The following is a 24,440-nucleotide window of genomic DNA, read 5'->3' on the forward strand; positions in this document are numbered from 1 at the left end:
CTGTGCCCGGCAACCCCGCTCGCCTCGACCACCTCGGCGGCGCCAACCGTCGGCGCGGCCGTGATCGAAAGCGTCGGCCCGTCATCGTCGAAGTTGATGAAGGAGCCGACCTGTTCGGTGTAGGCGTTGGTGCTCGTCGACGAGTAATGGAACTCGGTGATGTCGCAGCCTTCGTTTGAATCGACCCCCGTAACCGTCAGCCGATCCATTGGGCTGCTGGTGGTGATATCGACAGTGGTGACGTTATCGAGTCCGGTGATGGTGACGATGCCGGTGCCGAGCCCGCTAACGTGGACGCCGCCATAGGTGCCATCGACGGTGATGGGGGACGCAAATCCTGATTGACCCGTCAACGTGACGCTGGTGATGGGCGCGGCGGTGGTCGGGCTGCCGTCGTAGAAATTCAAGCCTTGCTCGTTGCCCTGAACGTTGAAGGCGCTGATTTGGATGTCCACCCGCAAATTCGGATTGGAAGGCGTGATCTGGTTGATCGTGAACCCGGCCTGCGTGATAGTTTCGATATGGCTGCCGTACTGGATTTGCGCGGCACTGCCTGCGGCCAGGTTACCGCCGGTCACAAAATCGACCTGCAGCTTTTCGGTCGGATTGATGCTCTGGTTGTTGACGCCGAAGCCCTGCGTACTCACGTTGGCGGTGGCATTGTTCGCCCCAAGGAAACCTGTCACCAGAATCTGCTTGGAAGCGTCGTTGGCTGAATTGATCAGGTAGAAATCATGATTGCCGGGCGCGGCGTTCTGGCCTGAGAAATTATTCGTGGTGGTCCCGGTGACCGAGGCGAACACATGATCAGTCAGATCGATGCGGTCGTCCGGGTCGGTCGCGTTCGGATGGAGCAACGGCACATACTCAACCGTGTACAGGTCCGCATTGGTGTTGCTGGTGCTGATCAGCGCAAACGAAAAGGCGAGCGGATCGGTTGGGGCGGGCATAGTGGCCGCGTTGGAAGTGCCGATGACGCCGATCACGACGTTTGGATAAGTTGGGTCCTGGAACAGCCAGACATAATTGCCATCGACCGTCCGAATGTTGCTGTTCACGCCGATGGTGGTGGAAAACGGGGTTCCATTCAGGTTCTGGGAGAGAACGACCGAGGTGATGGTTTCCCCTGCGGTCGCCGAGGCCACCACGAAGTTGGTCTTGAAGGCGACCTCCGGTGAGGGCAGCCCGCCCGGATCATCGAGACTTAGGAGATATAGCAACGTGGCGTCGTTGCTGTGCGGCGGAACGGACGGGTTAATATCATCGTCCTGAAGACCGGTGGTCTCATCGATGATGATGTCTTGGGTTGTGATGTCGAGCATGGAGATTCTCCCCAGTTTAAAACGCTTCAAGAAAAAGGGATCCAGCCCCCATATGCCAGAAATGCACCCTACCCGAGTGCATCCGGCCGCGTGATGGATTGCGTCCCTCCGACCTCATTGTGCCGCCGACGCGGAGGACGCGTCCATTTGCGCTTCGATAGTATTAGGGTGGATGCCCATAGCTGATCGAACGATATATATCCTTCGATAGATCATGCCGGCGCGGGCGGAGGCGCTGTTGTCGTGGCCATTGGCATCAGGCGGCTTTCCGGCCCGTTGCGGGCATCATGTCGATGCCAAGCTAAAGAGGGAGAGATGGTCAGAGCAGGCCGCTTCGGCCTATTCCTGGACGCTCGTCATCTTCGCCATGCGCTACCCAGGCCAATTCCGCCCGGCCGTCGAGGTGCAGCTTCTCGTAGACGTGATGCAGGTGCATCTTCACCGTACCTTCGGATAGATGCAGCCGCTGCGCGATGGTCTTGTTGCGCAATCCGCGCGAGACGAGATCGGCGATCTCGGTCTCCCGCCCGGTCAGCCTGGATTTCGGCTGGGGCTGCGATCGAGGCATCAGCAGTTGCTGGACGATCTTGTTGTCGATCCACTTCTTGCCCGCCGCCACTGCATTCACGCATTCGGCGAGATAGCGGTGGCTGATGCCGTCGAGCAGCAGACCGTCGCCGTCGAGTGCCTGTATTTCCTTGATATCGAGCCTGCCGTTCGGCTGCACGATGAAGATGACGCCGAGACTGTCGTTGCAGGCTCTCAGCCGGGAGGAAAGACCGATTGCCTGCGGATCGGCAATGTCCAGCCCGACGATGACGATATCGGGCCGATGGCGCGCCACATAAGGGAGAACGTCCGCAGGGCGGCGGCACTGGGCGACAACATCGTGTCCAGCCTTGCGCAGCACCCATTCCAGACCGGCGAGATAAACCCCCCGCGGGTCCGCAACAACCAAAGTTGACATGCGAACCGTCCGTAAAAAACGCAACGAACTTGTCTAAAAATCCGTAAAATCAGGAAACCAGAGCTTAAGCAGTTTGTCAAGCAACAGCTAATATGCATTTTGCTATAATAGCAAGCCAATGCTGTTGGGGCGCCCGGCATGGGCACCTCGCAGGGCAGCAGTCGGAATCGTCGTCGCGGCGAGAGCCTTGAGCCGGTTCGATGCATCAGGATCTTTTGAGGATCTCCGGTTGCTCGAACTGCAGGGCCGCGGGCCGCGATCTCAGGCAACGGCCCAGCGCCTGGGGTTGCTAGGGGGACTGGCAGCGGAAGGCCGCTGGGCCTGACCGACAGGGCCTTGAGGACGGGCGGCGCCGGCTGGCGGGATATATGCACTCCAATTGGCAACAGCGAAACATGCGAATGAAGGAAGTCAAAGCCGGCTGAAGGCCGTGCGACATGTCACCGGCGAGGAAGTCGAGTTTATCCGATGGAATTCCACACGGCCGGTATAGCCTCATACGGCTGGGTAGCCCAACAGGCTTAGTTGCAAATTTGCTAATATATGGACAAACTCATTGGAGCGGGGAGGAACCCGAAAACTCACCGCAATGGCCGGTGCGGCGTCTGTCGCGCCCCAAAGCCCACCCGCGCCGGCCATTCCCCAACGGTTAACCTACAGCCGATCGAAATCAGCCAGCCCGAGACGTCTTCGCTGGCCCTCTGCATATGCCAGCTCCGGACGCGACTTGAAATCATCCACCGGATGCAGTTGAGGGAATCCAGGTAACTGATTCTTATTTGATGAAATTTGGTGGCGGGAGGGCGCTACCGCCTTTCCCGAAGGTCGCCGCGACGGTCCAGACATGACAACGGAGGGACTCGAATTGTCTTGCATCCCATGATGCAGCAAGGCTCATGTACGTACGTGCCGCGTCGCCTGCTGGGCCAGCCTAGGCGTCGCCATCTCCCGTCATAAGGCGGTTGAGATTCGGCAGCTAACTCCCCAGTATGATGCGTGCCAGTCCCAATGGATTCTCGACCGCCGAAAAGTGTCCGGTATCCTTGAGCGTGAACATGCGCGCGTCAGGGAGCAGTGCCCTGGTCCGCTCCCTTTCGTTGGGGCGCGACCAGTCGCTGTCGCCATAGATGAGCGTTACGGGCGTTGAGACGTGCCGATACTGGTCCCGCGCCTCGCTCCAGGATCGCCAACCTGCCAGCACTTTGCGCGCGATGCGCTTATATCCAGGGCGTTGCGCCACCCGGCCGAACTCGGCCAGAAGCTCGGAAGGCAGTTTGCGCGGATCGTGATATCCGCCACCCATGATCTTGCCGAGTACCATCTGGTTTTCCATCCACGCATTGAACGGACCAAGAATTGGGATCTGCAAACTTCCGATGATGAGGTTCGCGAACCAGTTGCCACGTCGCAGGCCATCGCCATAACGGGTTTCGTAGTCGTAAGGATTGCTGGCGAAGACGCGCTCGACCCGCCGCGGAATGGCGGCAGCGACCGTGAGAGCCAACGCACCCCCGATCGATTCGCCAACAAGCGTGACGCCGGTGAGGTTGAGCTTCTCGATGAAGCCGATGACGCTCTGCCTGAAATACGGCTCATCGAAGGACGCGAGCGGGTCGATCGGCGAATGGCCGTGTCCAGGCAGATCGATGGCATAAACCGTAAACGACTTGGCGAGGAGAGGGGCCAAACCGCGAAAATATTCAAGCTGTGTGCGGATCGTATGCACAAGGATCAATGGCGGGCCATTGCCGCTCTTTTCATAACGCAGGCTGAGCGCGTCCGATATTTGCAAGAGGCTTGGCTGGGATTTGGTGGCCGTTAGCATTTCATATCTCTTCTTTGTTTGTGACGGCAAATGAGGCAAGCGCATCTCAATCAACCGGCGCGCCAATCCCACCGTCGGAACAGCGCGCTGGCGTTGACGCCTCCGAAGCCAAAGCCGTTGCAGATCGCGTACTCCATCTCCATTGGCCGGGCCCGGTTTGCGACGAAGTCGATCCCTTCACCCGCTGGATCAGCGGTGTTCAAATTGAGGGTGGGCGGTGCCATCTGATCCCTGAGCGCCAGGATCGCGAAGATCGCGCCAAGCCCGCCGGCGGCTCCAAGCAGGTGTCCGGTGGCCGCCTTCGTGCCGCTGACCGCTATGCCGTAATCTTCCCCGAAGACGCTTTTGATCGCGGCGATTTCCCCCAGGTCGCCGACTGGCGTGGACGTCGCGTGCGCATTGAGGTGGCTGATCTCGCGCGCCGAAATGCCGGCCTGGGCAATCGCGATCTCCATGGCTCGACGCGCGCCATCGCCGTCCTCGGGACCGGAAGTGACATGATGGGCGTCCGCCGTCGTGCCGTAGCCGACCAGTTCGGCGAGCGGCTTGGCGCCGCGCGCAAGCGCGTGGCTCAATTCCTCGATGACCAGGATGCCGGCGCCTTCGCCCATGACGAAGCCGTCGCGCGCCATGTCGAACGGGCGGGACGCCTCCTCAGGACGATGATTGAAGGACGTCGAAAGAGAGCGTGCCGCGGCAAACCCACCGAGACTGACCGTATTTGTGCAGGCTTCCGTTCCGCCGCACACCGCGATGTCAGCTTCATTGGCGCGGATAAGACGAGCCGCGTCGCCGATCGCTTGAATGCCGGCCGCGCACGCCGTCACCGGCGCTCCGAGCGGACCTTTGAAGCCATGACGGATCGAAATCTGTCCTGCCGCCAGGTTGACCAGGAAGGATGGCACCGTGAACGGTGAAAGACGTCGAACACCGCGCTGGTCGACCGTTCGCACCGCTTCGGTTATGGCGGGGAACCCTCCGATACCCGATGCGATGATCGTCGCGGTGCGGACCCTGTCATTTTCCGAAACCGGCTTCCAGTTCGCCTGGGCAATCGCCTCTTCCGCTGCCGCCAGTGCGAAGAGAATGAAGCGATCCACCTTGCGCTGGTCCTTTGGCGCCAGGACGGTGTTGGGATCGAAGCCGGCTTCGGGATCCTCTTCCAGGGAAGGAACCGTGCCGCCGATCTTCGCCGGCAGGTCTCCCACGACATCGTCCGGCAGCCTGCGGATGCCCGAGCGACCGGCAAGCAGACGCGACCAGGAGGCTTCCACATGTGCGGCAAGGGGCGTGACCGCTCCCATGCCCGTAACAACGATCCGTCGCATCTATTCTCCCATCACTTGGGTGCGTCGCCAGCGCTGCGTGCGGCTTTCAAGCCGCGACTGCTTCGCGAACTTGATCGGACGCTGCACCCAGAAAAGCCCTCGCGAGGTCGGGATCATTGACGGCGCGCGAGAGGACGACCGCACCGACCATTGTCGAGAGAACGGCCATGGCCTTAACGCCGGCCTCCTCGCCGCGGGTCTTGCCAACCCATGAGCCCAGCATCTCGAGGTATTCTCGGATGCCGGCCTCAAATGATGCCTTCACCTCGGCGCCTTGCCTGGCAGCATCCGAGCCAAGCGCAACCACCGGGCAGCCGTCCATCTTTTCCTCGCGATGCCCGGTGCTGAGATAGAAGTCGATCACGGCGCCAAGCGGATCCTCAGGGCTCGCCGCGGCCGCTGTCGACCATCGGTTCGCAGAACTCTCCAATGCCCTTCTGGACGCCTGCGCGACCAAGTCGTCCTTGGACGCGAACTGCTTGTAGAACCCGCCTTGTGTCAGCCCGGCGCCCTCCATCAAATCCTTGACGCCGATGCCATCGAATCCGCGCTCCCGAAAAAGCCGGCTCGCCACATCGATCACGGTTTGCCGGTTCTGCTCAGCTTGGCTGCGAGTCACACGCATCATCCATCTCCTTTTTGATTGCGTTCATAATCTATATCAGCTATAGAGTACGAATGCAATCTATTTTCACAGAGGGCGATGGGCATGAAAAAGCGACTTGTTATTGGACTGGCGAGCATCCTGGTCATGGGGCTAGGGGTGGCCGCATTCATTACGCTTCGCACGCAGATGGCCGCTGCCGCGGCTGACCCGAGGCAGGAACCTCCGATGGTCAAACTGGTGACGGCAGCGGGGGTCACCGGATCTGACCGCGGCTTCACGGGCACAATTGCGGCGAGGGTGCAGAGCAATCTTGGTTTTCGCGTCCCCGGTAAGATCATCGAGCGACTTGTGAACGTCGGCGAACAGGTCAAGGCAGGCCAACCGCTGTTGCGGATCGATGATACCGATCTCGTCCTTGCGCTCACCGCGAAGCGCAACGCTGTCGCTGTGGCGCGCGCTGCCCTGGTTCAGACGAGCGCCGACGAAAAGCGCTATGCCGTCCTGGTCCAGAAGGAATTGGCGGCAACTCCGCAGCGTTACGAGCAGGCGAAGGCAGCACTTGATACCGCGACCGCACAGCTCGCGGCCGCGGAAGCGGACGCGAAGGTCGCGCAGAACGAGGCGGCCTATTCCATTCTGGACGCGAACGCAGATGGAACGGTCATCGAAACGCTTGGTGAGCCTGGACAGGTTGTCACTGCGGGACAGACCGTGGTTCGGATCGCCGACGCCGGTCCCCGCGAAGCGGTTGTAGCGCTTCCCGAAACGATCCGGCCGGAGATCGGCTCGGTAGCCGAGGCGGCGATGTATGGGGCCGATGGGCAGCACTATACGGCGCATCTGCGACAGTTGTCGGACGCTGCCGATCCCCAGACCCGCACCTATGAGGCCCGCTATGTGCTCGACGGTGAGGCCGCGGCAGCACCGCTTGGCGCGACGGTAACCATTCGGCTTGCAAGCCAGGCGAGTGAACCCGAAGTCCAGGTGCCGCTGGGAGCCGTGCTGGATGATGGCCAGAAGACCGGCGTTTGGATTCTGGACGGCGCAACCTCGACCGTACATTTCCGGCCCGTCAAGCTTGTTCGTTTGACCGGCGAAACCGTCGTGATCTCCGGGTTGAGTTCCGGTGATTCGATTGTTGCGCTCGGCGCTCATCTCCTGCAGGAGGGCACCCGCGTCAGGACCGCCTCTGGAAGCGGGAGCAACTGATGAACCTCAATCTTTCCGCGATCGCCGTTCGCGAGCGAGCCGTAACCCTCTTCTTCATCATTCTGCTGGTCGCTGCCGGCGCCTACGCCTTCCTCATGCTTGGACGTGCCGAAGACCCCAACTTCACCATCAAGACCCTGACGGTCACGACGGTATGGCCGGGCGCAACGGCGCGCGAGATGCAGGACCTCGTCGCCGAACCGCTGGAGAAGCGGCTTCAGGAATTGACCTGGTACGACCGCGTCGAGACGACGACACGGCCAGGCTATGCCTATTTGACGGTTACGCTGAAGGACAGCACACCGCCATCCAGCGTGCAGGAGGAGTTCTACCAGGCCCGCAAGAAGCTCGGGGATGAAGCCCGCAACCTGCCGCCCGGCGTGCTCGGTCCCTTCGTCAACGACGAGTATTCGGATGTGAGCTTCGCGCTTTATGCATTGAAGGCCCAAGGCATGCCGATGCGGGAACTCGCGAGGCAGGCCGAGACCATTCGCCAGGACCTTCTGCATGTGCCCGGCGTCAAGAAGATCAACATCCTCGGCGAACGTCCCGAGCAGATATTCGTCGAGTTCTCCTATGCCAAGCTGGCAACCCTCGGCGTGTCGGCACAAGACATCATTGCCGCCTTGCAGCGGCAGAACACCGTCACGCCGGCGGGCTCGATCGACATAGAGGGGCCGCAGGTCTTCATCCGGGTCGCCGGCGCCTATGACAGTGTCCAGGCGATCGCCGACACGCCGATCGTCGCCGCGGGACGGACGCTGAAGCTCTCCGACGTCGCCGAGGTCCGGCGCGGCTACGAGGATCCTCCCACCTACATCATCAGGCACCAGGGTGAGCCGACCATCATGCTCGCTGCAGTGATGCAGGAGGGCTGGAATGGTCTTGAACTCGGCAAGGCGCTGGAGGAGAAGTCCGCTTCCATCGCACAGACGCTGCCGCTCGGAATGACGCTGGCCAAAGTCAGCGACCAGGCCGTGAATATTGGCTCGTCGGTCAACGAGTTCATGCTCAAATTCGCGATGGCGCTCGGCGTGGTGCTCCTGGTGAGCCTGCTCAGCCTTGGCTGGCGCGTCGGCATCGTCGTGGCGGCCGCGGTCCCACTGACGCTCGCCGTCGTGTTTCTCATCATGCTGGAAACCGGCCGGTTCTTCGACCGCATCACGCTCGGTGCCCTCATCCTGGCGCTTGGCCTCCTCGTCGACGACGCCATCATCGCCATCGAGGTGATGGTGGTGAAAATGGAGGAGGGCATGGACCGCATCAAGGCAGCAGCCTATGCGTGGAGCCACACCGCGGCGCCGATGCTCTCAGGCACGCTCGTGACGATTGCCGGGTTCCTGCCGGTGGGCTTCGCGCGCTCGACGGCGGGCGAATACGCCGGCAACATCTTCTGGGTCGTGGGGTTCGCCCTCATCGTCTCCTGGATCGTCGCTGTGATCTTCACCCCTTATATGGGCATCAAGATGCTGCCCGCGATCAAACCAGTCGAAGGCGGCGCTCACGCCATATACGACACACCGAACTATCGGCGCCTTCGCCGGCTCATCACCTTTGCGGTGCGCCACAAGTTTGTGACCTGCGCTGCCGTCGGCGTCGTCTTCGCGCTTTCGGTTGTCGGCATGGGCGGTCTCAAGCAGCAGTTCTTCCCGACATCCGATCGCCCTGAAGTGCTGGTCGAGGTTCGCCTGCCGGAAGGCACCAGCATCGAGACGACGACCGCCACGGTCGAGAAGCTGGAACACTGGCTTGGCAGCCAGCCCGAGGCCAAGATCGTGACGAGCTATATCGGTCAGGGCGCCCCCCGCTTCTTCTTCGCCATGGCGCCCGAATTGCCCGATCCCGCCTTCGCAAAGATCGTCGTGCTGACACCGGACGCGGAGGCGCGCGAGGCTTTGAAGCACCGGCTCCGCGTGGCGGTTGCGACAGGGCTTGCCCCCGAAGCGAACGTCCGTGTCACGCAACTCGTGTTCGGACCCTACACACCGTTCCCGGTCGAGTTCCGGGTCATGGGGCCAGACCAGCGGCAATTGTACACCATCTCCGAAAAAGCCCTCGACATCATGCGCGGCGTGCCGGATGTGCGGCAGGCCAATCGCGACTGGGGCAATCGCACGCCGGTACTGCGCTTCATCCCGGATCAGGATCGACTGAACCTCATCGGCCTGTCACCGGCGGAGGTGGCCCAGCAACTCCAGTTCCTCCTCACCGGCATCCCCGTCACGCAGGTCCGCGAGGACATTCGCAATGTTCCCATCGTGGCACGCAGCGCCGGCGGTGAGCGGCTGGATCCGACGCGTCTGGCCGACTTCTCGCTGATGAGCCGGGATGGCCGCCAGATTCCGCTCGACCAGATCGGTCACTCGGACGTCCGCCTGGAAGAGCCGATCCTAAAGCGACGCGATCGCACACCCGTCATCACGATCCGCTCGGACATCAACGAGGCGACGCAGCCTCCAGAGGTTTCCAAGCAGATCATGACGGCCCTTCAGCCGGTGATCAGATCCCTTCCGGCCGGCTACCGCATCGAAATGGGTGGATCGATCGAGGAGGCGGCCAAGGCCAACACAGCGCTGGGTAAAGTCTTCCCGGCCATGATCGCCGCCATGTTGATCGTCATCATACTGCAGGTGCGATCCTTTTCGACGATGGCGATGGTCATGCTGACGGCGCCGCTCGGCCTCGTCGGCGTCGTGCCCATGTTGCTCACCTTCAACCAGCCCTTTGGATTCAACGCCATTCTGGGCCTGATAGGGCTGGCCGGCATCCTGATGCGCAACACGCTGATCCTGACGGAACAGATCAAGGAGAACCGTGCCGCCGGCCTTGACGACTATCAAGCCGTTATCGAGGCCACGGTGCAACGCACGAGGCCGGTGATCCTGACCGCACTTGCCGCCGTGCTGGCCTTCATTCCTCTCACGCACTCCGTCTTCTGGGGATCAATGGCCTATACGCTCATCGGCGGCACGGCGGCCGGCACGGTACTGATCCTGCTGTTTCTTCCAGCGCTCTATGTCGCGTGGTTCCGGATCAAGCCGACCGCGGATGAGGTCCAGGAGGTTTCGACGCAGGAGCCGGAAGTGCCAGCAGCAATGGCGGCTGAATAGGGGCCGGCAATCGCAGGAAACTGTTCAAGTTCCCGCCGTTGGCTTTGCCCGACCAAGGCAAGGCCAACGGCTCGAACTTACCACTTACTGCTGATCGTCCAGGCCTGTCCCGCAGGCTCGTGCTTCATCAATTCTGGAGACATCCGTGAATCGTCCGCTCCGAACGCGAACTGATCCCGATGAGATGCGCGCACGCATCCTGGAGATGGCGGAGGAGCAGTTTCGCCGCATCGGCTACCATAAGACATCGGTGACCGACATTGCCGCGGAGCTCGGCATGAGCTCGGCAAACGTCTACCGTTTCTTCCCCTCCAAGGGTGCGATCATCGAGGCCATTTGTGGCCGGGTCGTCAACGAGGTCGCCCAGATCGCCTTTGCGATCGCACGCACGAGCGCGCCAGCCTCCGAAAAACTCAACCGGCTTCTGAGCGCCATTCACCACCACGGCACGACTACCCTGATCAAGGAAAAGCGCATGCACGACATGATTGTCGCCGCGATGCAGGAGAACCGGGCGATCATCAAGGCGCATATCGAGCGGCTGATCTCAATCTTCGAGGTGATCATCCGCGAAGGCATCGAAGCGGGCGAATTCAAGGTCGAGGATCCCGCCGAGGCGGCGCGCGCGGTCAAGACCGCGTTCACACCGTTCTTCCACCCGATTCTGATCGAGCACTGCCTTCAACACGGCGAAGACATCGAAGCGGGCCTACGTGAGCAGATTCGCTTCATTCTGAAAGCCCTCGGCAAGTCGTACTAAGCGGCCTGCCGAAACAAACGTCATGCAATATGCAGCAACCAGGCCGACGCGGCCTCGCGTCATAGATCCGACACTCGCTTTGGGAACTGAAACACGCGCGAAGCTGACTACCAATGTCGGAAACTGGCGGCATCCACGACGTTGGTCGGCACCACAATGTCAGCAGATAAGTATGGCCTCGGGCCTTGAAATCATTGAGGATTTTCAAGCGCGGCGCTATTATATATCCGCGATTTCGTTGTGATTTCAATAGTTTAGAGGAATTTTGGTAGCGGGAGAGGGACTTGAACCCCCGACCCCAGGATTATGATTCCCGTGCTCTAACCAACTGAGCTACCCCGCCAGGGCGGCGAAAGGCCCGAAATCCGCCTCAAATCGAAAGGCATTTCGAGGCGTTCGCCAAGGTCGCGCGGATATAAGGTTGGGAGGGCGAGCCTGTCAAGCTTCGAAGCATTCCATATCGCCGCATATTCTCATTGCCGAAAAAGCTTTGCCGCATGGACATTTGGTTGCAACCGCCGGGGTTGAGTTCGAAGGGGCACGTCGCTATGTCTCGGCCACGAGTTTTTAGAGTTTGAAACAGATGAAGCCGCGCATTGCAGTCCTCGGTTGCGGATACTGGGGTAGCAACCATATCCGCACCCTCAAGGCGCTTGGCGCGCTGCACGCGGTTTCCGACGCCAACCGGGCGCGTGCCGAAGGCTTTGCCAGCGAACAGGATTGTCTGGCGATCGAGCCGGACCAGTTGTTCGGCCGGGACGACATCGACGCCATCGTCATGGCCTTGCCACCTCAATACCATGCCGAACTCTCCGTGCGCGCCGTCGAGAGCGGCAAGGACGTGCTGGTGGAGAAGCCGATCGCACTGACGGTGCCGGATGCCGAGCGCTCGGTGCAGGCGGCCAAGGACAATGGCCGCGTCTTCATGGTCGGCCATGTCCTGCGTTTTCATCCCGCCTTCGAGACGCTGAAGGGGCTGATCGACAATGGCGAACTTGGCGAGGTCCGCTACATCCACTCGCACCGGCTTGGCCTTGGCAAGTTCCATACCGAGAACGATGCGCTGTGGGACCTGGCGCCGCACGATCTGTCGATGATCCTGGCCATCACCGGTACCGAGCCGATCGAGGTGCGCGGCGAGGGTGCGGCCCTCCTCGACAATCTCAGCGACTTCGCGCATCTGCACATGCGCTTTCCCAACGGCCTGCGCAGCCATCTTTTCACGTCGCGGCTCAATCCCTATCGCGAAAGGCGGCTGACCGTGGTCGGGACCAAGGCGATGGCGGTGTTCGACGATGTCGAGCCGTGGGAGCGCAAGCTTGCCGTCTACCGCCATGCGGTCTGGCAGGACAGCGGCCAATGGGCCTTCACCACCAACGAGCCGTCCTATGTCGCGGTCGCGCAAGGCATGCCGCTGACGCGCGAGCTTGAGCATTTCATCCACTGCATCGAGACGCGGGCCGAGCCGCGCACCAGCGGCGAGGAAGCAATCAGGGTGCTGCGCATCCTGACGGCGGGCACGGTCACCCACACCAAGTCCTGAGACCGTTTGGAAATTCTACTCTGGCGGCCATCTGATGGCGTTTTCTGCGCTTCCCCGTTCTACTGCGTCGCAGTAGAACTGAGCTCACGGACCCGAATGTCCGCTGCGCTCCGGTTCTCGAAACCACCACCATATGACTCGCCAGAGCGAATTTCGAAACGGTCTCTGAGGGGAGTGTCTATTCGGCGGGAATTTGCGCCGGCCTTGCCGCAAGCTTCGTCAGCATGGCCTCGGCCTCGGCGCCGCGCTCGGAGCGCTCGATGAAGCCGCCGCCGAAGACGCGCGCTTCGTTGCCGTCGTCGGAATAGAGCACGCAGGCCTGGCCGGGCGCGATACCGGACTCGCCGTCGGCCAGTTCGACCGACGTCACGCCCGCGACGTGGCGCAGCACCGCCGGACGCGGCGGCCTGGTCGAGCGCACCTTGGCGAACAGTTCGAGGCCGCCTTCGGGAATATCGCCGAGCGGCCCGTCGCCAAGCCAGTTCATGTTGCGCAGATAGATCTTGTGCGTCTCCAGTGCCTCGCGCGGGCCGACGACGACGCGGGCCCGTTCGGCATCGAGATGGACGACATAGAGCGGCTCGCCCGACGCGATGCCGATGCCGCGGCGCTGGCCGATCGTGTAGCGCAATATGCCCTCGTGGCGGCCGAGCACGCGGCCGTCGATATGGACGATGTCGCCCGGATTGGCGGCGGCTGGCTTCAGCTTGGCGATGATGTCGGAATATTTGCCTTGCGGCACGAAGCAGATGTCCTGGCTGTCCTGCTTGGCGGCCACCGTCAGCCCCATCTCCTCGGCAATGGCGCGAACCTGCGGCTTCGACAGGCCGCCCAGGGGAAAGCGCAGATAGTCGATCTGCGCCTGCGTGGTGGCGAACAGGAAATAGCTCTGGTCGCGATCGGCATCGACCGGCCGGTAGAGCGCGCGGTGGGCGCCATTGGCGCCGGAGCGAATGTAGTGGCCGGTGGCGAGCGCATCGGCGCCCAGTTCCTTGGCGGTGGCCAGCAGATCGGCGAACTTCACAGTCTGGTTGCAGGAGACGCATGGGATCGGGGTCTCGCCGGCGACATAGCTCTCGGCGAAGGGGTCGATGACCGCCTTGCGGAAGCGCTCTTCATAGTCGAGCACATAGTGGGGAATGCCCAGCGTCTCGGAAACACGGCGGGCATCGTCAATGTCCTGTCCCGCGCAGCATGAACCGGCCCGGTGCGTGGCCGCGCCGTGATCGTAAAGCTGCAGGGTGACGCCGACGACATCATAACCTTCGCGTTTCAACAGGCCGGCGACCACGGACGAATCCACGCCGCCCGACATGGCGACGACAATGCGGGTGTTTTCGGGACGTCCGGGAAGGTCGAGACTGTTCATGATGCTTTCATTCTGCGCGGCGTCTGAATGCCAATGTCGAGAATATAGGTCAAGCTTTCCGCCGGCGCCAGCTTGCAAGGCGATCGACCGATTGCGCGTGATCCGCGATCAGCCGGATTTTTTCCAACCAATTCAAGGCTTCCAGCCGGATATTTCAAATGCCTGCGAAAACACTAACGCGGCGTTCACGATCCTTACCTAGTCATTAGGGTCTGCTTAGGCAATTTTTAAAGCTGTGGCGGTAACGTGGCGGGGATTGGGTCTTTGAGTTTTTTGTAGAGAGTACGATGACCGATCTGGTTAGACCTAGAGTTAAGTATGTTATCGGGCCTGACGGCAGCCCTCTCACGATTGCCGATCTGCCGCCGACCAACACGCGTCGCTGGGTTATCCGGCGCAAGGCGGAAGTGGTTGCGGCGGTGCGCGGCGGGCTTTTGAGCCTCGAAGAGGCATGCCAGCGCTACAAGCTCACCACCGAGGAATTCCTGTCCTGGCAGGCGTCGATCGACGAATATGGCCTTGCCGGGCTGCGCACCACGCGCATCCAGCAATACCGGCACTAGGCCGGGCTGAAGATACAAAAGGGCGCGGCATGCCGCGCCCTTTTGCTTTTGGGTCGTGTCTTTGCCGGTCAGATCGTCAGCGCCACCTTGCCGATTGGCTTGGTGGCGAGAAAGGCGTGAGCAGCCCCGGCCTCTTCGAGCGGGAAGCTCTTCGCCACATGAACGGTGAGCTTGTCCGCGTCGATCAACCGGCCAAGCTCCACCAGGCCTTCGCGGTCAGGCACGACGGACATGCGCTCGACGCGGATGTCACGCGCGCCGGCGAGCGCCCTGGTGGTGTCGTTCAGGTCCAGCAAGGACACCAGCACGCCGCCGTTCCTGATGACCTTCAGCGAGCGTTCCGCATGGTCGCCGCCGATTGGGTCCAGCACAAGATCGATGTTGCTGATCCGGCCGGCAAAATCGCCTTGAGTGTAGTCGATGACCTCGTCGGCGCCGAGCTTGCGGACGAAATCGAGCTTGTTGGAGCTGGCAGTGGCGATGACGTAGGCGCCGCGCGCCTTGGCGATCTGCACTGCCAGATGGCCGACACCGCCGGCCGCCGCATGCACCAGCACGCGCTGGCCCGACTTCAAGGCGCCATGGCGGACAAGGCCCTGCCAGGCGGTCAGGCCGGCCAGCGGCAACGCGCCTGCCTGGATATGGTCCGCCGCCTTCGGCTTCAGCGCGACCTCGTCGGTCGGCACTGCTGCTCGCTCGGCGTAAGCCGCCGCCTGCTTGGGGAAGCGTGGCATGCCGAACACCTCGTCTGCGACCTTGAGGCCGGTGACGCCGGCGCCGAGCGCCTCGACGGTTCCCGAAATATCCCACCCGACGATGAAGGGCGGCTCTCCGAGAAGCTTGTAGTGACCAGAGCGGACGGCGCCGTCGACCGGATTGATGCCGGCTGCCTTGACCCGGACCAGCACTTCGCCGGGCTTGGGAGAGGGATCGATTTGGTTGGCGATGACAAGAACTTCGGGTCCGCCGAAGGAATTCTGGATAACGGCACGCATGGTATCTCTCCTGCTTGGTTGGTGCCGCTATCATTTGGATAGTAATATTCCCTTGTCCAGTATGTACCTTTTTGATATATACTCACCTCATGGATAGTGATAACGACTCTCCCTTCGGCTATGATGCGTTCCGGCGGACGTGTCCTTCCCACACCGTGCTCGAGATGCTGGCCAGCAAATGGGTCTATCTGGTGGTTTGCGCGCTGCGCAAAGGCCGGCTGCGCAATGGCGAGCTGGCCCGCAAACTCGAAGGGATCACGCCCAAGATGCTGGCGCAGACATTGCGCGTGCTCGAGCGCGATGGCCTGGTGCGGCGTGAGATCTTTCCGGTCATTCCGCCGCGCGTCGAATATGAATTGACCGAGCTTGGCCAGAATCTGGGAGGGCTGCTTACCCAGATCAGGGCATGGGCGGAGCAGCACGCGCCTGACATCAAGGATGCCCGGGCCAGGGCGATTGCCGTAAGTGAAGGGGATTGGGCAGCCTAGAGCGGGGATCTCGCGGCAAGGGGGTGGTTCGGGCCGATGGCCCGATGAGCTCCCCGCCCGCGCCGGTGCCGATCTCGCCGGTTCAGCCGATCATGGCGCTGCGGCCGCCGGTTTCGGCTTCGCGGACCTTGGTGTCGCGCGATTCCAGCATTTCAGCCTTGGAAAGCTCCGCTTCAGCTTCGCCGAGTAATGATTCGGCAGTGCTTCGCTGTTGGGCGAGGTCGCTTTGCGAATTTCTGAGGTTGTCGCGGCGCAAGCGGGCCGCCTTGGCGAAGGTCGGATAGGCGAAATGATTGATGTCGGTGATGCCGGCTTTCTTTTCCTCGGCGGTGATCTGAAGCTCCAGTTCGACGGCCATGCGTTCGAACTCGGCGATCATCATGTCGAGCTGCAGAAGCTGGCGCCGCTTCTCATTCACCTGAAACTGTTTCAGCCGAACGAGGTTTTCACGTGACTTCATGATTCGGTACTCCCGGAAACGCACACCCGCACATATCGTCCAAACCACCTGGAAAGGCCCAGGCTTTGCCCGTGTCCACCGGCATCTCCCATACTATGGGAAACAAAACCCTAAAGTTTTTTGCCGGCGGTAACCATTCGTTTACGGGCATTGTTAATCATACGGGTCAGGACTTAAGGCCGGGTAAAAATTCCGGCCGCCGAAGCGAAGGCGCGTCGATGAGTCCCTGGAGTCGCTTAGTCCAGGTTGTTAATGTGTTGCATTAGGAATTTGGGTATGAGATTCGTTATTAGATTCAAGAGGGTGTAGAAAGGGGTTAAAAAATCTGATACCGTCATGGACGGGAAATTAGGTTTTGTTAACCATTCAATGGCAGCCTCTGCACAAGGCAACCACTGCTCCGGGGCAGGACGGGTCGTGAAATGGTCCGGCAGCAGAAAAGGGGAATGAAATGCGTGTTCTGCTGATAGAAGATGACAGTGCAACCGCACAAAGCATCGAACTGATGCTGAAATCGGAAAGTTTCAATGTCTATACGACGGACCTCGGTGAAGAGGGTGTCGATCTGGGCAAGCTCTACGACTACGATATCATCCTTCTCGATCTCAACCTGCCCGACATGTCCGGCTACGAGGTCTTGAGAACGCTTCGCCTCTCCAAGGTAAAGACGCCGATCCTGATCCTTTCCGGCATGGCCGGCATCGAGGACAAGGTGCGCGGCCTCGGTTTCGGCGCTGACGACTACATGACCAAGCCGTTCCACAAGGACGAGCTGGTTGCGCGCATCCATGCCATCGTGCGGCGCTCCAAGGGCCACGCCCAGTCGGTCATCACCACCGGTGACCTAGTGGTCAACCTCGACGCCAAGACCGTCGAGGTCGGCGGCCAGCGCGTGCACCTTACCGGCAAGGAATACCAGATGCTGGAGCTGCTCTCGCTGCGCAAGGGCACCACGCTGACCAAGGAAATGTTCCTCAACCACCTCTATGGCGGCATGGACGAGCCGGAATTGAAGATCATCGACGTCTTCATCTGCAAGCTGCGAAAGAAGCTCGACGCCGCATCCGGTGGCCAGAACTACATCGAGACCGTCTGGGGTCGCGGCTACGTGCTGCGCGAACCCGAAGACATCCGCGTCAGCGCCTGAGCGGCGCGCGCCGCCCGAATCATTGCCATCATCGACAAAAAACCCGGCTTCGGCCGGGTTTTTGCGTCATGGATCAGCGATGAGAGGCCTCTGCCGCCTCAAGCTGCGATTTTCAGGTTGCGAAAGCGCTCGAGCAATTGCGGGCGATTGAACGGCTTCAGGAGATAGCCCTGGGCGCCGGCGCGCTTGGCCCGCATGATCGAGGCGATGTCGAGCTCGACCAGCGAGATCAGGATCTGCGGTCTTATCGGGCTTTCCATGGCGCGCACGCGGCGGATGAGGTCAACCGCCTGCACGTCCGGCAGGGCACCGTCGACGACGATGATGTCGGGCATGTCGGCGGCGCACATCTCCAGTGCATCAAGCCCGCTGGCTGCTTCGATGACCACCATGTCGGAACCGCCCAGGATGCGTTTTGCAACCTTCCTGATGACGCTTGAATCGTCGACGAACATGCAGCGTTTCATTTTCCGGGTCCTCTTTGCCTTGGGGCAATCCGGTCGTGCGGGGCATCTGACAAGCACCCTAGGCCGATCTGGTAAAGAACCCGAAAAGTCTTTAGGTAAAATTTTTGGAAAGATGACGCCGGGCAGGCTTTTCTTCGCGAATGCTTCGCTGCCGCCGCGGATTGAGCCGTCACGGCAATATTACGCAGTTGAAATACTTTGTTCTCGCCGCAAGCCGGCCGGACGCTCAGGCTGCCGAAAGCACGATTTCTTCCGCCGTCGCATGGATCGATATCGTCATGCCGGCCTCGCGGGCCAGCAGCAGCGTGTAGTAGGGTTGCACCGAATGCGCGTCGATCGGCTCTTCCGGCTTGTGGCCGGAATGCAGTTCGAGGAATTTCGGCGGCACGCGCAGCATCGGGCCGCTTGCCGAAAGGGAAATGCGCGGCTCGGTCTCGAGATTCTCGAGGGTGACGACCAGCTTGCCGCCACGCGGAATGGCGGCGTTGGCGACCAGGATCAGGTTGAGCAGCAGCTTGACCTTGTTCTTGGGCAGCAGCGCGCGCGCCCCGTTCCAGGTCAGTTCCGGCTTTTCGTTCTTGAGGAAGGCGATCGCCACCGCTTCGGCGTCGCCGGTGTCGATCAGCATGCCGGCGGAGCCTGCCGCGCCGAAGGCAATGCGGGCGAACTGCAACCGGGCCGAGGCGTTCTTGGCGCTCTGGCGGATGAGCCGCATGGCGTCCTCGTCGGCGCCGCCCTCGTCAAGCAGTTCAAGCCCGTTGTTGATCGCGCCGACCGGCGAGATGATGTCGTGGCAGACACGGCTGCACAGAAGCGCCGCGAGGTCGGGCGCGGAAAGGGTGAACAGATCGGCCATCGGTGAAAATCCCTGCAAAATTCCACAATTCCTGGCCGAGCGATCGATCGTCGCGCCTGCCCATACGAATCACGCCTCAACCCGAGGCTTTCTGAATACACAGCAGCTCTACGTACAGCAACAAATCCAAAATTGTCGTCCGGCAAATGGCGCCTTTGCGCAGGCTTTGAGAGCCGCGCGACCCCAAAAGCCAGCCTTCGAACCGCCATCTTCCTGTGGGAGTTAATGGTTGAAAAAGGATTACGGCATAGTTTGCCCCTAACAGTCATCCTTAACGGCCGCCTAAAGAGCCGGACCGGATGCGAGGCGTCGGCGAAAGTGCTCCATGACGGAGATTGGAAGCATGTTTTCCCGATTCTACGACCGGAGTTTCCTCCGCGTCACCTCAGGCCGGAAGTTTCTCCGTGTCTGCTCAATGGCGATCACGCTCATGGGCGTCCTCGTCTTCTCGACTTCAGCCCTGCGGGCCCAGGAGTACACCGCTCAGGAGATTATCGATTCCGGTCACAAGTTCTTCGGCGCGACCTCGGGTGGGCTCGCCACCGTCGTCGAGAAGATCTTCGCCTCCTACGGTCTGCCCAATGGCTATCTGCTCGGTGAGGAGGGGTCGGGCGCGCTGATCGGCGGCCTGACCTACGGCGAAGGCACGCTCTACACCAAGAATGCCGGCGACCACAAAGTGTTCTGGCAAGGCCCGTCGCTGGGCTGGGATTTCGGCGGCGAGGGGTCCCGGGTGATGATGCTGGTCTACAATCTCGACGATGTCAGCAACCTCTACAACCGGTATGGCGGCGTCGCGGGGTCGGCCTATGTGGTGGCAGGCGTCGGCTTCAATGTGCTGAAGAACAACAATGTGCTCCTGGTGCCGATCCGCACCGGCGTCGGCGCCCGGCTCGGCGTCAATCTCGGCTATCTGAAACTGACCGAGCGGGCGACCTGGAATCCGTTCTAAAGTCCGACCGGTCATGACCGCAATGCCAAGTTTTCGATGGGAATTGTAGGCCTGTGACCCTGCGCGTGCTGCGGCAAGCTCTTGCCGCAGCGCCGGATTTCCGCCATGCCAGTGTGATGCGGTCCAGTTCCGGCGGTTGCCGCCGATAGCGGGTAGTCCTTTGGTTCAGTCGGTCCTGTTCTTTGCCCTCGGCTTTCTCTGCGCCGGCTTTCTGGCGCTGATGGTGGCTCCGGCCGTCTGGCGCCGGGCCGTCGCGTTGACCCGCAGGCGCATCGAGGCCTCCATCCCGCTGACACAGACCGAAATCCAGGCAGACAAGGACCGCATCCGGGCGGAATACGCCATGGCGACGCGCCGCCTCGAAATGAACGTCAAGGCGCTGCGCGAGAAAGCGGCCGAACAGCTCGTCGAGATCAATCGTGGCCATGAGGCGTTGAAGGGGTTGGCGATCGAACGCACGGACAAGAACAACGCGCTCGCCGAACTCGGCGCCAAGAACGAGGCGCTGCGGCAGCGCGAAGAGGAACTGCACCGGCTTTCGGAGCGGCTCAAGGAAACCGAACGCAAGCTGGAGAAGCGGGCGCTCGAGCTGGAAAAGCTGGAGCAGATGTATGACGATGCCAGTTTTTCCTCCTCCAGCCGGCAGATCGAGCTCGTGGCGCGGGAGTCCGAATTGCAGAAGCTAGCCAGCGATATCGCGCTGCTGCGCGGCCAGCGCAAGGAAGCGGACCGGCGCCAGCAGGAGATCGCGGCCGAAAGCAAGGCCGCACGCGATGCGCTCAAGGCGGAGAAGAAAAGGGTGGCCGAACTCGACAAGAAGGTCGAACGGCTGCTGGCGACGCTAGCCGATCGCGAGGACAAGCTCGACCGCCGCGAAAGGGAGCTGGCGCGCCTGCGCGAAAAGGCGAAGGCCGAGGACGGCGGACCGGCCTTGCGGCTGGTCGGCAAGCCGGATGAAGCGGGCAGGCCTGACGAGGCCAAACAGCGCGACGATCTGGACCAGGCGATCGCCAAGCTCGACAGCGACCGCGAGCGGCTGGAGGCCAGGCTGACGGCGCTGGCGCGCGAGAACAAGCGGCTCAAGGCGGATCTCGGCGCCGCGGCATCGTCGGGCACGGCGAATGCCAGTGCCGCGCTGCGCGAGCAGATGAACGAGCTTGCGGCTGAAGTCGTCCACCTGACGGCCAAGCTCGAGGGGCCTGACTCCCCGATCGCCAAGGCCCTGGCGGCACCACAGGACAGCCGATCCAACGGCGGCGATCGTAGCCTCGCCGACCGCGTGCGGGCCTTGCAGAAGGCGGACGCGAACTGAAACGGCGGTGCGCCGCCGTCGCCCATGCTGCTCAACGATGCGAGAAGTGATGCAGCGCGATGGCTGACGCGGCGGCGACGTTCAGGCTGTCGAAGCCTTTCGACATGGTGATCCGCACGGTTTGCAGGCGCGCAAGCAGGCTTTCTGGCAGGCCTTCGCCCTCGGTGCCGAGATAGAGCGCCAAGCGTTCGGCCTGCCTAGCATCGCGTAGGTCGGTTCGTCCACGCGGTGATAGGGCGAATTGTTCAAAATCCCGTTCGGCGAGCATCGCCGTAAAGCCTGATGTGTCGGTGAAGGATGCAAACGGGATCTTGAGCGCGGCGCCGACGGAAACGCGGATCGCCTTGCGGTACAGCGGATCGCAGCATGTCGCATCCATCAGCACCGCATCGGCACCGAAGGCGGCGGCGTTGCGGAAGATCGAGCCCATATTGTCGTGGTTGGCGATGCCGACGAGCACCACCACCAAGGCCTGGTCGGGCAACGCATCCAGCAACGGCCCGGCCGCTTGCGGCGCCTCCTTGCGGCCGATGGCCAGGATGCCGCGATGCATGTGGAAGCCAGCGATCGCATCCATCACCGCGCTGGTGACGACGTAGACCGGCAGGTCCGCCGGCGCCTTGTGCAGGATGTCCTCCAGGCCGCCGAGCCGGTTTTCCAGGACAAGAATGGATTCGGCGCCGAAGCGGCCGGACGACAGAAGCAGATCGAGGACCACTTTGCCTTCGGCGACGAAACGGCCTTGTCGGCCTGCAAGATCGCGTTCGCGGATATCGAGATAGGCGGCGACGCGTGAATCCCGTGGGTCGTCGATGCGAATTGGGTCCATGTCCTGCGCTCAAACATCGAGAGCGTGGTTCGTGCGTTGGAGAGACGCACAAGCCACGCTCCGAAAATCGTCAGCGAGGTAAGCGGCCGCAGCAGCGTCCGGTCAAGTCCCGGCGCGGCGCAATCTCTGTGCCATCTGGGACAGGTCCTCCTTGCCGGTACCGAAAATACCATCCAGCACGACAAGCAGCTCGCGCACCGCGTCGGATTTGCAGGAGTAGTAGATCATCTGACGGTCGCGGCGGGTTTCCACGAGGTCAAGCGCCCGCAGCTTGGCCAGATGCTGCGAGAGCGCGGATTGGCTGAGCATCACCTTGTCGGCGATGGCGCCGACCGACATTTCACCGTCGATCAGATAGCTCATAATCAAGAGCCGCTTTTCGTTGCCCATGAGCATCAAAAATTCGGCAGCAGATTCGGCGTTGGCGATTAGCTTTGTCGAGACCATGAATGCCCCATGCTGTTTGCTCATCAAGGCGCCATGGGGGCAATGGTGCCTGAATCCATAAATTCACTTGCGAAAGGCCACTGACGAGTCAGTGCCACCTGTGAAGGGTAGAACATTTCCTTCAAATCTCAAGTGTTGCTTTTGATCAAATGCAATTAAGTTTCATCATCTGCCCGTCCGGCCGCCTGGCCGCCCCTGGCCATTTCGACCAGAACGGGTCGCAATTCCCTCGTCGCTACCAGAGGTTGTGGGAAGAATACCCGGCAAACATCGTCTCCCGACACCAGATCCATGCCATCGGCATCCAAACCGGCGATGCCCCAGCCGTCGGCAGATACCCCGGCGTAATGATGCGCGTAAATGGCGACCGCGTCCAGATGGTCCGCGTTCATGTGCTCGATGGCGGATTGTTCGCTTACCGCAAGTTCTTCGACGATGGGGCCGACGGTGACGAGATCGGAGCGATCGAGCACATAGGCCTTGCCGAAACCGCCATTGAGGCTGGCGCGCTGCGGCTCGAGGCGAAAGATCGAGAAGTCACCGAGCCCGGCATAGAGGCGGGCCTTGGGATTGCGGTTGAGATAGCGGCGCTCGGCGCGGGCGTGTGCGTCAGAGCCACGCTCAAGCCGCGACGCCTGGCAGATCAGCGTCAGGCGCGGATGCGCCAGCGGGTCGCCCTTGCCGGGCTCGCCGAGCAGCAGGGAACAGCGTGGATCGGCAAGCATGGCGGGCGTGTGGGCCGAGAGCATCGAGACCAGGATCAGCGGTGCGCCGTCGATATCGGTGGCGACGCCGACCCGGCTCGCCAGCGGCGACCCGGTCTGCGGCTCCAGCACCGCCAGGGCGCCGAAGCGGGCGCTGCGCAGAAGCGTCTTCGCCAAGCGGATCGCCTCGGCGTCGGTCTGGCGGATCACGTCCTTCTTTCGATCGGCCAAGGGTCTCGTCCTGCTAAGTTGATTTTCCTATTCCACTTATCAGACGATGATGCCGGTCCTGGCAAGCGTTCCATGCAAGTCGGCCAAAACCGCATCGCACTTCTGGACTTATACTACTTCGGCGCCATGCGGATGGCGCCGTCGAGGCGGATGGTTTCGCCGTTCAGCATCTGGTTTTCGATGATGTGCAGGGCAAGTGCGGCATATTCGGACGGTTCGCCGAGGCGGGACGGGAAGGGCACGGCGGCGCCGAGCGAATCCTGCACCTCCTGCGGCATGCCGGCCATCATCGGTGTCTTGAAGATGCCGGGTGCGATGGTGCAGACGCGGATGCCGGAACGGGCAAGGTCGCGCGCCACCGGCAGGGTCATGCCGACCACGCCGCCCTTCGAAGCGGAATAGGCGGCCTGGCCGATCTGGCCGTCATAGGCGGCGACCGAAGCGGTGTTGACGATGACGCCACGTTCGCCGCCCTGCAGCGGCTCGAGCCTGGCGGCGCGGTCGGCGACCAGGCGGATCATGTTGAAGGTGCCGATCAGATTGACCTCGATCACCTTGCGGTATTGATCGAGCGGATGCGGCCCGTCCTTGCCGATCGTCTTCACGCCAATGGCGATGCCGGCGCAATTGACCAGGAGGCGCGGCTCGCCCAGCTTGCTCGCCGTCTCGGCGACGGCGGCCGCACCGCTGTCGGCGTTGCTGACGTCGCATTGGACGGCAATGCCGCCGATTTCGGCGGCGACCTTGGCGGCGCGATCGATGCCGACATCGAAGATGGCGACGCGGGCACCCTTGGCGGCAAGCGCGCGCGCCGTCGCCTCGCCAAGGCCGGAGCCGCCGCCGGTGACGATCGCGGTCTGGCCGTTCGGGTTCATGGCGTCATCCTTTCCCGGAGAAATTCATTATTTCACAAAAGCGCCGAACCGTTTCACATCTTCCTGGAATTGCT

The 24,440-nt window shown here is 61.7% G+C and carries 23 protein-coding genes, 1 tRNA gene and 1 pseudogene; 10 read left to right on the plus strand and 15 right to left on the minus strand.

Going from position 1 to position 24,440, the window contains the following annotated elements; all coding sequences use genetic code 11:
- From FJV83_RS06980 to FJV83_RS07000, 5 genes and pseudogenes are all read right to left on the minus strand, one after another.
- A pseudogene (locus tag FJV83_RS06980) lies at positions 1 to 1,322 on the minus strand (hypothetical protein); the annotation flags it as partial.
- Positions 1,323 to 1,641: 319 nt separating this feature from the next.
- On the minus strand, positions 1,642 to 2,289 hold the full coding sequence (locus tag FJV83_RS06985) for a response regulator transcription factor (protein ID WP_095773455.1): 648 nt from the start codon (positions 2,287 to 2,289) through the stop codon (positions 1,642 to 1,644).
- A gap of 976 nt (positions 2,290 to 3,265) precedes the next feature.
- Positions 3,266 to 4,114, minus strand: coding sequence for an alpha/beta hydrolase (locus FJV83_RS06990; RefSeq protein WP_142884443.1), 849 nt, complete (start codon positions 4,112 to 4,114; stop codon positions 3,266 to 3,268).
- Between the two features lie 50 nt (positions 4,115 to 4,164).
- Positions 4,165 to 5,442, minus strand: coding sequence for a beta-ketoacyl-ACP synthase II (fabF, locus tag FJV83_RS06995; protein WP_142884442.1), 1,278 nt, complete (start codon positions 5,440 to 5,442; stop codon positions 4,165 to 4,167).
- Positions 5,443 to 5,488: 46 nt separating this feature from the next.
- A complete protein-coding gene (locus FJV83_RS07000; RefSeq protein WP_095773701.1) occupies positions 5,489 to 6,067 on the minus strand; it encodes a TetR/AcrR family transcriptional regulator in 579 nt (192 codons plus the stop codon).
- Positions 6,068 to 6,151: 84 nt separating this feature from the next.
- On the opposite strand from FJV83_RS07000, the gene FJV83_RS07005 reads away from it, so the two are divergent.
- From FJV83_RS07005 to FJV83_RS07015, 3 genes are all read left to right on the plus strand, one after another.
- Positions 6,152 to 7,258, plus strand: coding sequence for an efflux RND transporter periplasmic adaptor subunit (locus tag FJV83_RS07005; RefSeq protein ID WP_142884441.1), 1,107 nt, complete (start codon positions 6,152 to 6,154; stop codon positions 7,256 to 7,258).
- Positions 7,258 to 10,368: an efflux RND transporter permease subunit gene (locus tag FJV83_RS07010; protein ID WP_142884440.1), complete on the plus strand. Its 3,111-nt coding sequence runs from the start codon at positions 7,258 to 7,260 to the stop codon at positions 10,366 to 10,368. The genes FJV83_RS07005 and FJV83_RS07010 overlap by 1 nt, the downstream gene beginning before the upstream one ends.
- A 184-nt stretch (positions 10,369 to 10,552) precedes the next feature.
- Positions 10,553 to 11,128, plus strand: coding sequence for a TetR/AcrR family transcriptional regulator (locus FJV83_RS07015; protein WP_142884439.1), 576 nt, complete (start codon positions 10,553 to 10,555; stop codon positions 11,126 to 11,128).
- 266 nt (positions 11,129 to 11,394) lie between these two features.
- Here FJV83_RS07015 and FJV83_RS07020 read toward each other — a convergent pair.
- A tRNA-Met gene (locus tag FJV83_RS07020) sits at positions 11,395 to 11,471 on the minus strand.
- Positions 11,472 to 11,711: 240 nt separating this feature from the next.
- On the opposite strand from FJV83_RS07020, the gene FJV83_RS07025 reads away from it, so the two are divergent.
- Positions 11,712 to 12,671, plus strand: coding sequence for a Gfo/Idh/MocA family oxidoreductase (locus FJV83_RS07025; RefSeq protein WP_142884438.1), 960 nt, complete (start codon positions 11,712 to 11,714; stop codon positions 12,669 to 12,671).
- A 178-nt stretch (positions 12,672 to 12,849) separates the two neighbouring features.
- Here FJV83_RS07025 and mnmA read toward each other — a convergent pair whose 3' ends face one another.
- Positions 12,850 to 14,040, minus strand: coding sequence for a tRNA 2-thiouridine(34) synthase MnmA (gene mnmA / locus FJV83_RS07030; RefSeq protein WP_032933708.1), 1,191 nt, complete (start codon positions 14,038 to 14,040; stop codon positions 12,850 to 12,852).
- On the opposite strand from mnmA, the gene FJV83_RS07035 reads away from it, so the two are divergent.
- Positions 14,039 to 14,242 (plus strand): hypothetical protein, encoded by a 204-nt coding sequence (locus FJV83_RS07035; protein WP_142884437.1) that lies wholly within the window; start codon positions 14,039 to 14,041, stop codon positions 14,240 to 14,242. The genes mnmA and FJV83_RS07035 overlap by 2 nt on opposite strands.
- 85 nt (positions 14,243 to 14,327) lie before the next feature.
- Positions 14,328 to 14,603: a DUF1153 domain-containing protein gene (locus FJV83_RS07040; protein WP_006203587.1), complete on the plus strand. Its 276-nt coding sequence runs from the start codon at positions 14,328 to 14,330 to the stop codon at positions 14,601 to 14,603.
- A gap of 68 nt (positions 14,604 to 14,671) precedes the next feature.
- Here the strand turns inward: FJV83_RS07040 and FJV83_RS07045 are convergent, their stop codons facing one another.
- Positions 14,672 to 15,598 carry an NADP-dependent oxidoreductase gene (locus tag FJV83_RS07045; protein ID WP_142884436.1) on the minus strand — a complete coding sequence of 309 codons (927 nt, stop codon included), beginning with the start codon at positions 15,596 to 15,598 and terminating at the stop codon, positions 14,672 to 14,674.
- Between the two features lie 89 nt (positions 15,599 to 15,687).
- Between FJV83_RS07045 and FJV83_RS07050 the strand changes: the two genes are divergently transcribed.
- Positions 15,688 to 16,086 carry a helix-turn-helix domain-containing protein gene (locus FJV83_RS07050; protein WP_095773462.1) on the plus strand — a complete coding sequence of 133 codons (399 nt, stop codon included), beginning with the start codon at positions 15,688 to 15,690 and terminating at the stop codon, positions 16,084 to 16,086.
- An 82-nt stretch (positions 16,087 to 16,168) separates the two neighbouring features.
- Here the strand turns inward: FJV83_RS07050 and FJV83_RS07055 are convergent, their stop codons facing one another.
- Positions 16,169 to 16,546 carry a flagellar export protein FliJ gene (locus FJV83_RS07055; RefSeq protein ID WP_027047321.1) on the minus strand — a complete coding sequence of 126 codons (378 nt, stop codon included), beginning with the start codon at positions 16,544 to 16,546 and terminating at the stop codon, positions 16,169 to 16,171.
- A 451-nt stretch (positions 16,547 to 16,997) separates the two neighbouring features.
- Between FJV83_RS07055 and ctrA the strand changes: the two genes are divergently transcribed.
- A complete protein-coding gene (gene ctrA, locus FJV83_RS07060) occupies positions 16,998 to 17,693 on the plus strand; it encodes a cell cycle two-component system response regulator CtrA (protein ID WP_006203583.1) in 696 nt (231 codons plus the stop codon).
- Positions 17,694 to 17,791: 98 nt separating this feature from the next.
- On the opposite strand, the gene FJV83_RS07065 is transcribed toward ctrA, so the two are convergent.
- Both FJV83_RS07065 and FJV83_RS07070 read right to left on the minus strand, forming a co-directional pair.
- Positions 17,792 to 18,160, minus strand: a complete 369-nt coding sequence (locus FJV83_RS07065; RefSeq protein ID WP_019860755.1) for a response regulator — start codon at positions 18,158 to 18,160, stop codon at positions 17,792 to 17,794.
- Positions 18,161 to 18,386: 226 nt separating this feature from the next.
- Positions 18,387 to 19,016: a histidine phosphotransferase family protein gene (locus FJV83_RS07070; protein ID WP_019860754.1), complete on the minus strand. Its 630-nt coding sequence runs from the start codon at positions 19,014 to 19,016 to the stop codon at positions 18,387 to 18,389.
- 415 nt (positions 19,017 to 19,431) lie between these two features.
- Here FJV83_RS07070 and FJV83_RS07075 point away from each other — a divergent pair, with 415 nt between their 5' ends.
- A complete protein-coding gene (locus FJV83_RS07075; protein ID WP_244277619.1) occupies positions 19,432 to 19,968 on the plus strand; it encodes a DUF1134 domain-containing protein in 537 nt (178 codons plus the stop codon).
- A 160-nt stretch (positions 19,969 to 20,128) separates the two neighbouring features.
- Positions 20,129 to 21,280, plus strand: coding sequence for a hypothetical protein (locus tag FJV83_RS07080; RefSeq protein WP_095790137.1), 1,152 nt, complete (start codon positions 20,129 to 20,131; stop codon positions 21,278 to 21,280).
- Positions 21,281 to 21,311: 31 nt separating this feature from the next.
- Here FJV83_RS07080 and FJV83_RS07085 read toward each other — a convergent pair whose 3' ends face one another.
- The 4 genes from FJV83_RS07085 to FJV83_RS07100 form a co-directional block, all read right to left on the minus strand.
- Positions 21,312 to 22,109 (minus strand): RNA methyltransferase, encoded by a 798-nt coding sequence (locus FJV83_RS07085; RefSeq protein ID WP_095792749.1) that lies wholly within the window; start codon positions 22,107 to 22,109, stop codon positions 21,312 to 21,314.
- A 102-nt stretch (positions 22,110 to 22,211) separates the two neighbouring features.
- Positions 22,212 to 22,556, minus strand: a complete 345-nt coding sequence (locus FJV83_RS07090) for a metalloregulator ArsR/SmtB family transcription factor (protein ID WP_027047319.1) — start codon at positions 22,554 to 22,556, stop codon at positions 22,212 to 22,214.
- Positions 22,557 to 22,711: 155 nt separating this feature from the next.
- Positions 22,712 to 23,491 (minus strand): HugZ family protein, encoded by a 780-nt coding sequence (locus FJV83_RS07095; RefSeq protein WP_142884435.1) that lies wholly within the window; start codon positions 23,489 to 23,491, stop codon positions 22,712 to 22,714.
- Between the two features lie 113 nt (positions 23,492 to 23,604).
- Complete coding sequence (locus tag FJV83_RS07100; RefSeq protein ID WP_142884434.1) at positions 23,605 to 24,366, minus strand: 3-hydroxyacyl-CoA dehydrogenase; 762 nt, start codon at positions 24,364 to 24,366, stop codon at positions 23,605 to 23,607.
- Positions 24,367 to 24,440 lie beyond the last annotated feature (74 nt).

Origin of the sequence: Mesorhizobium sp. WSM4307 (genome assembly GCF_007003945.1) — a bacterium.
Lineage (GTDB): Bacteria > Pseudomonadota > Alphaproteobacteria > Rhizobiales > Rhizobiaceae > Mesorhizobium.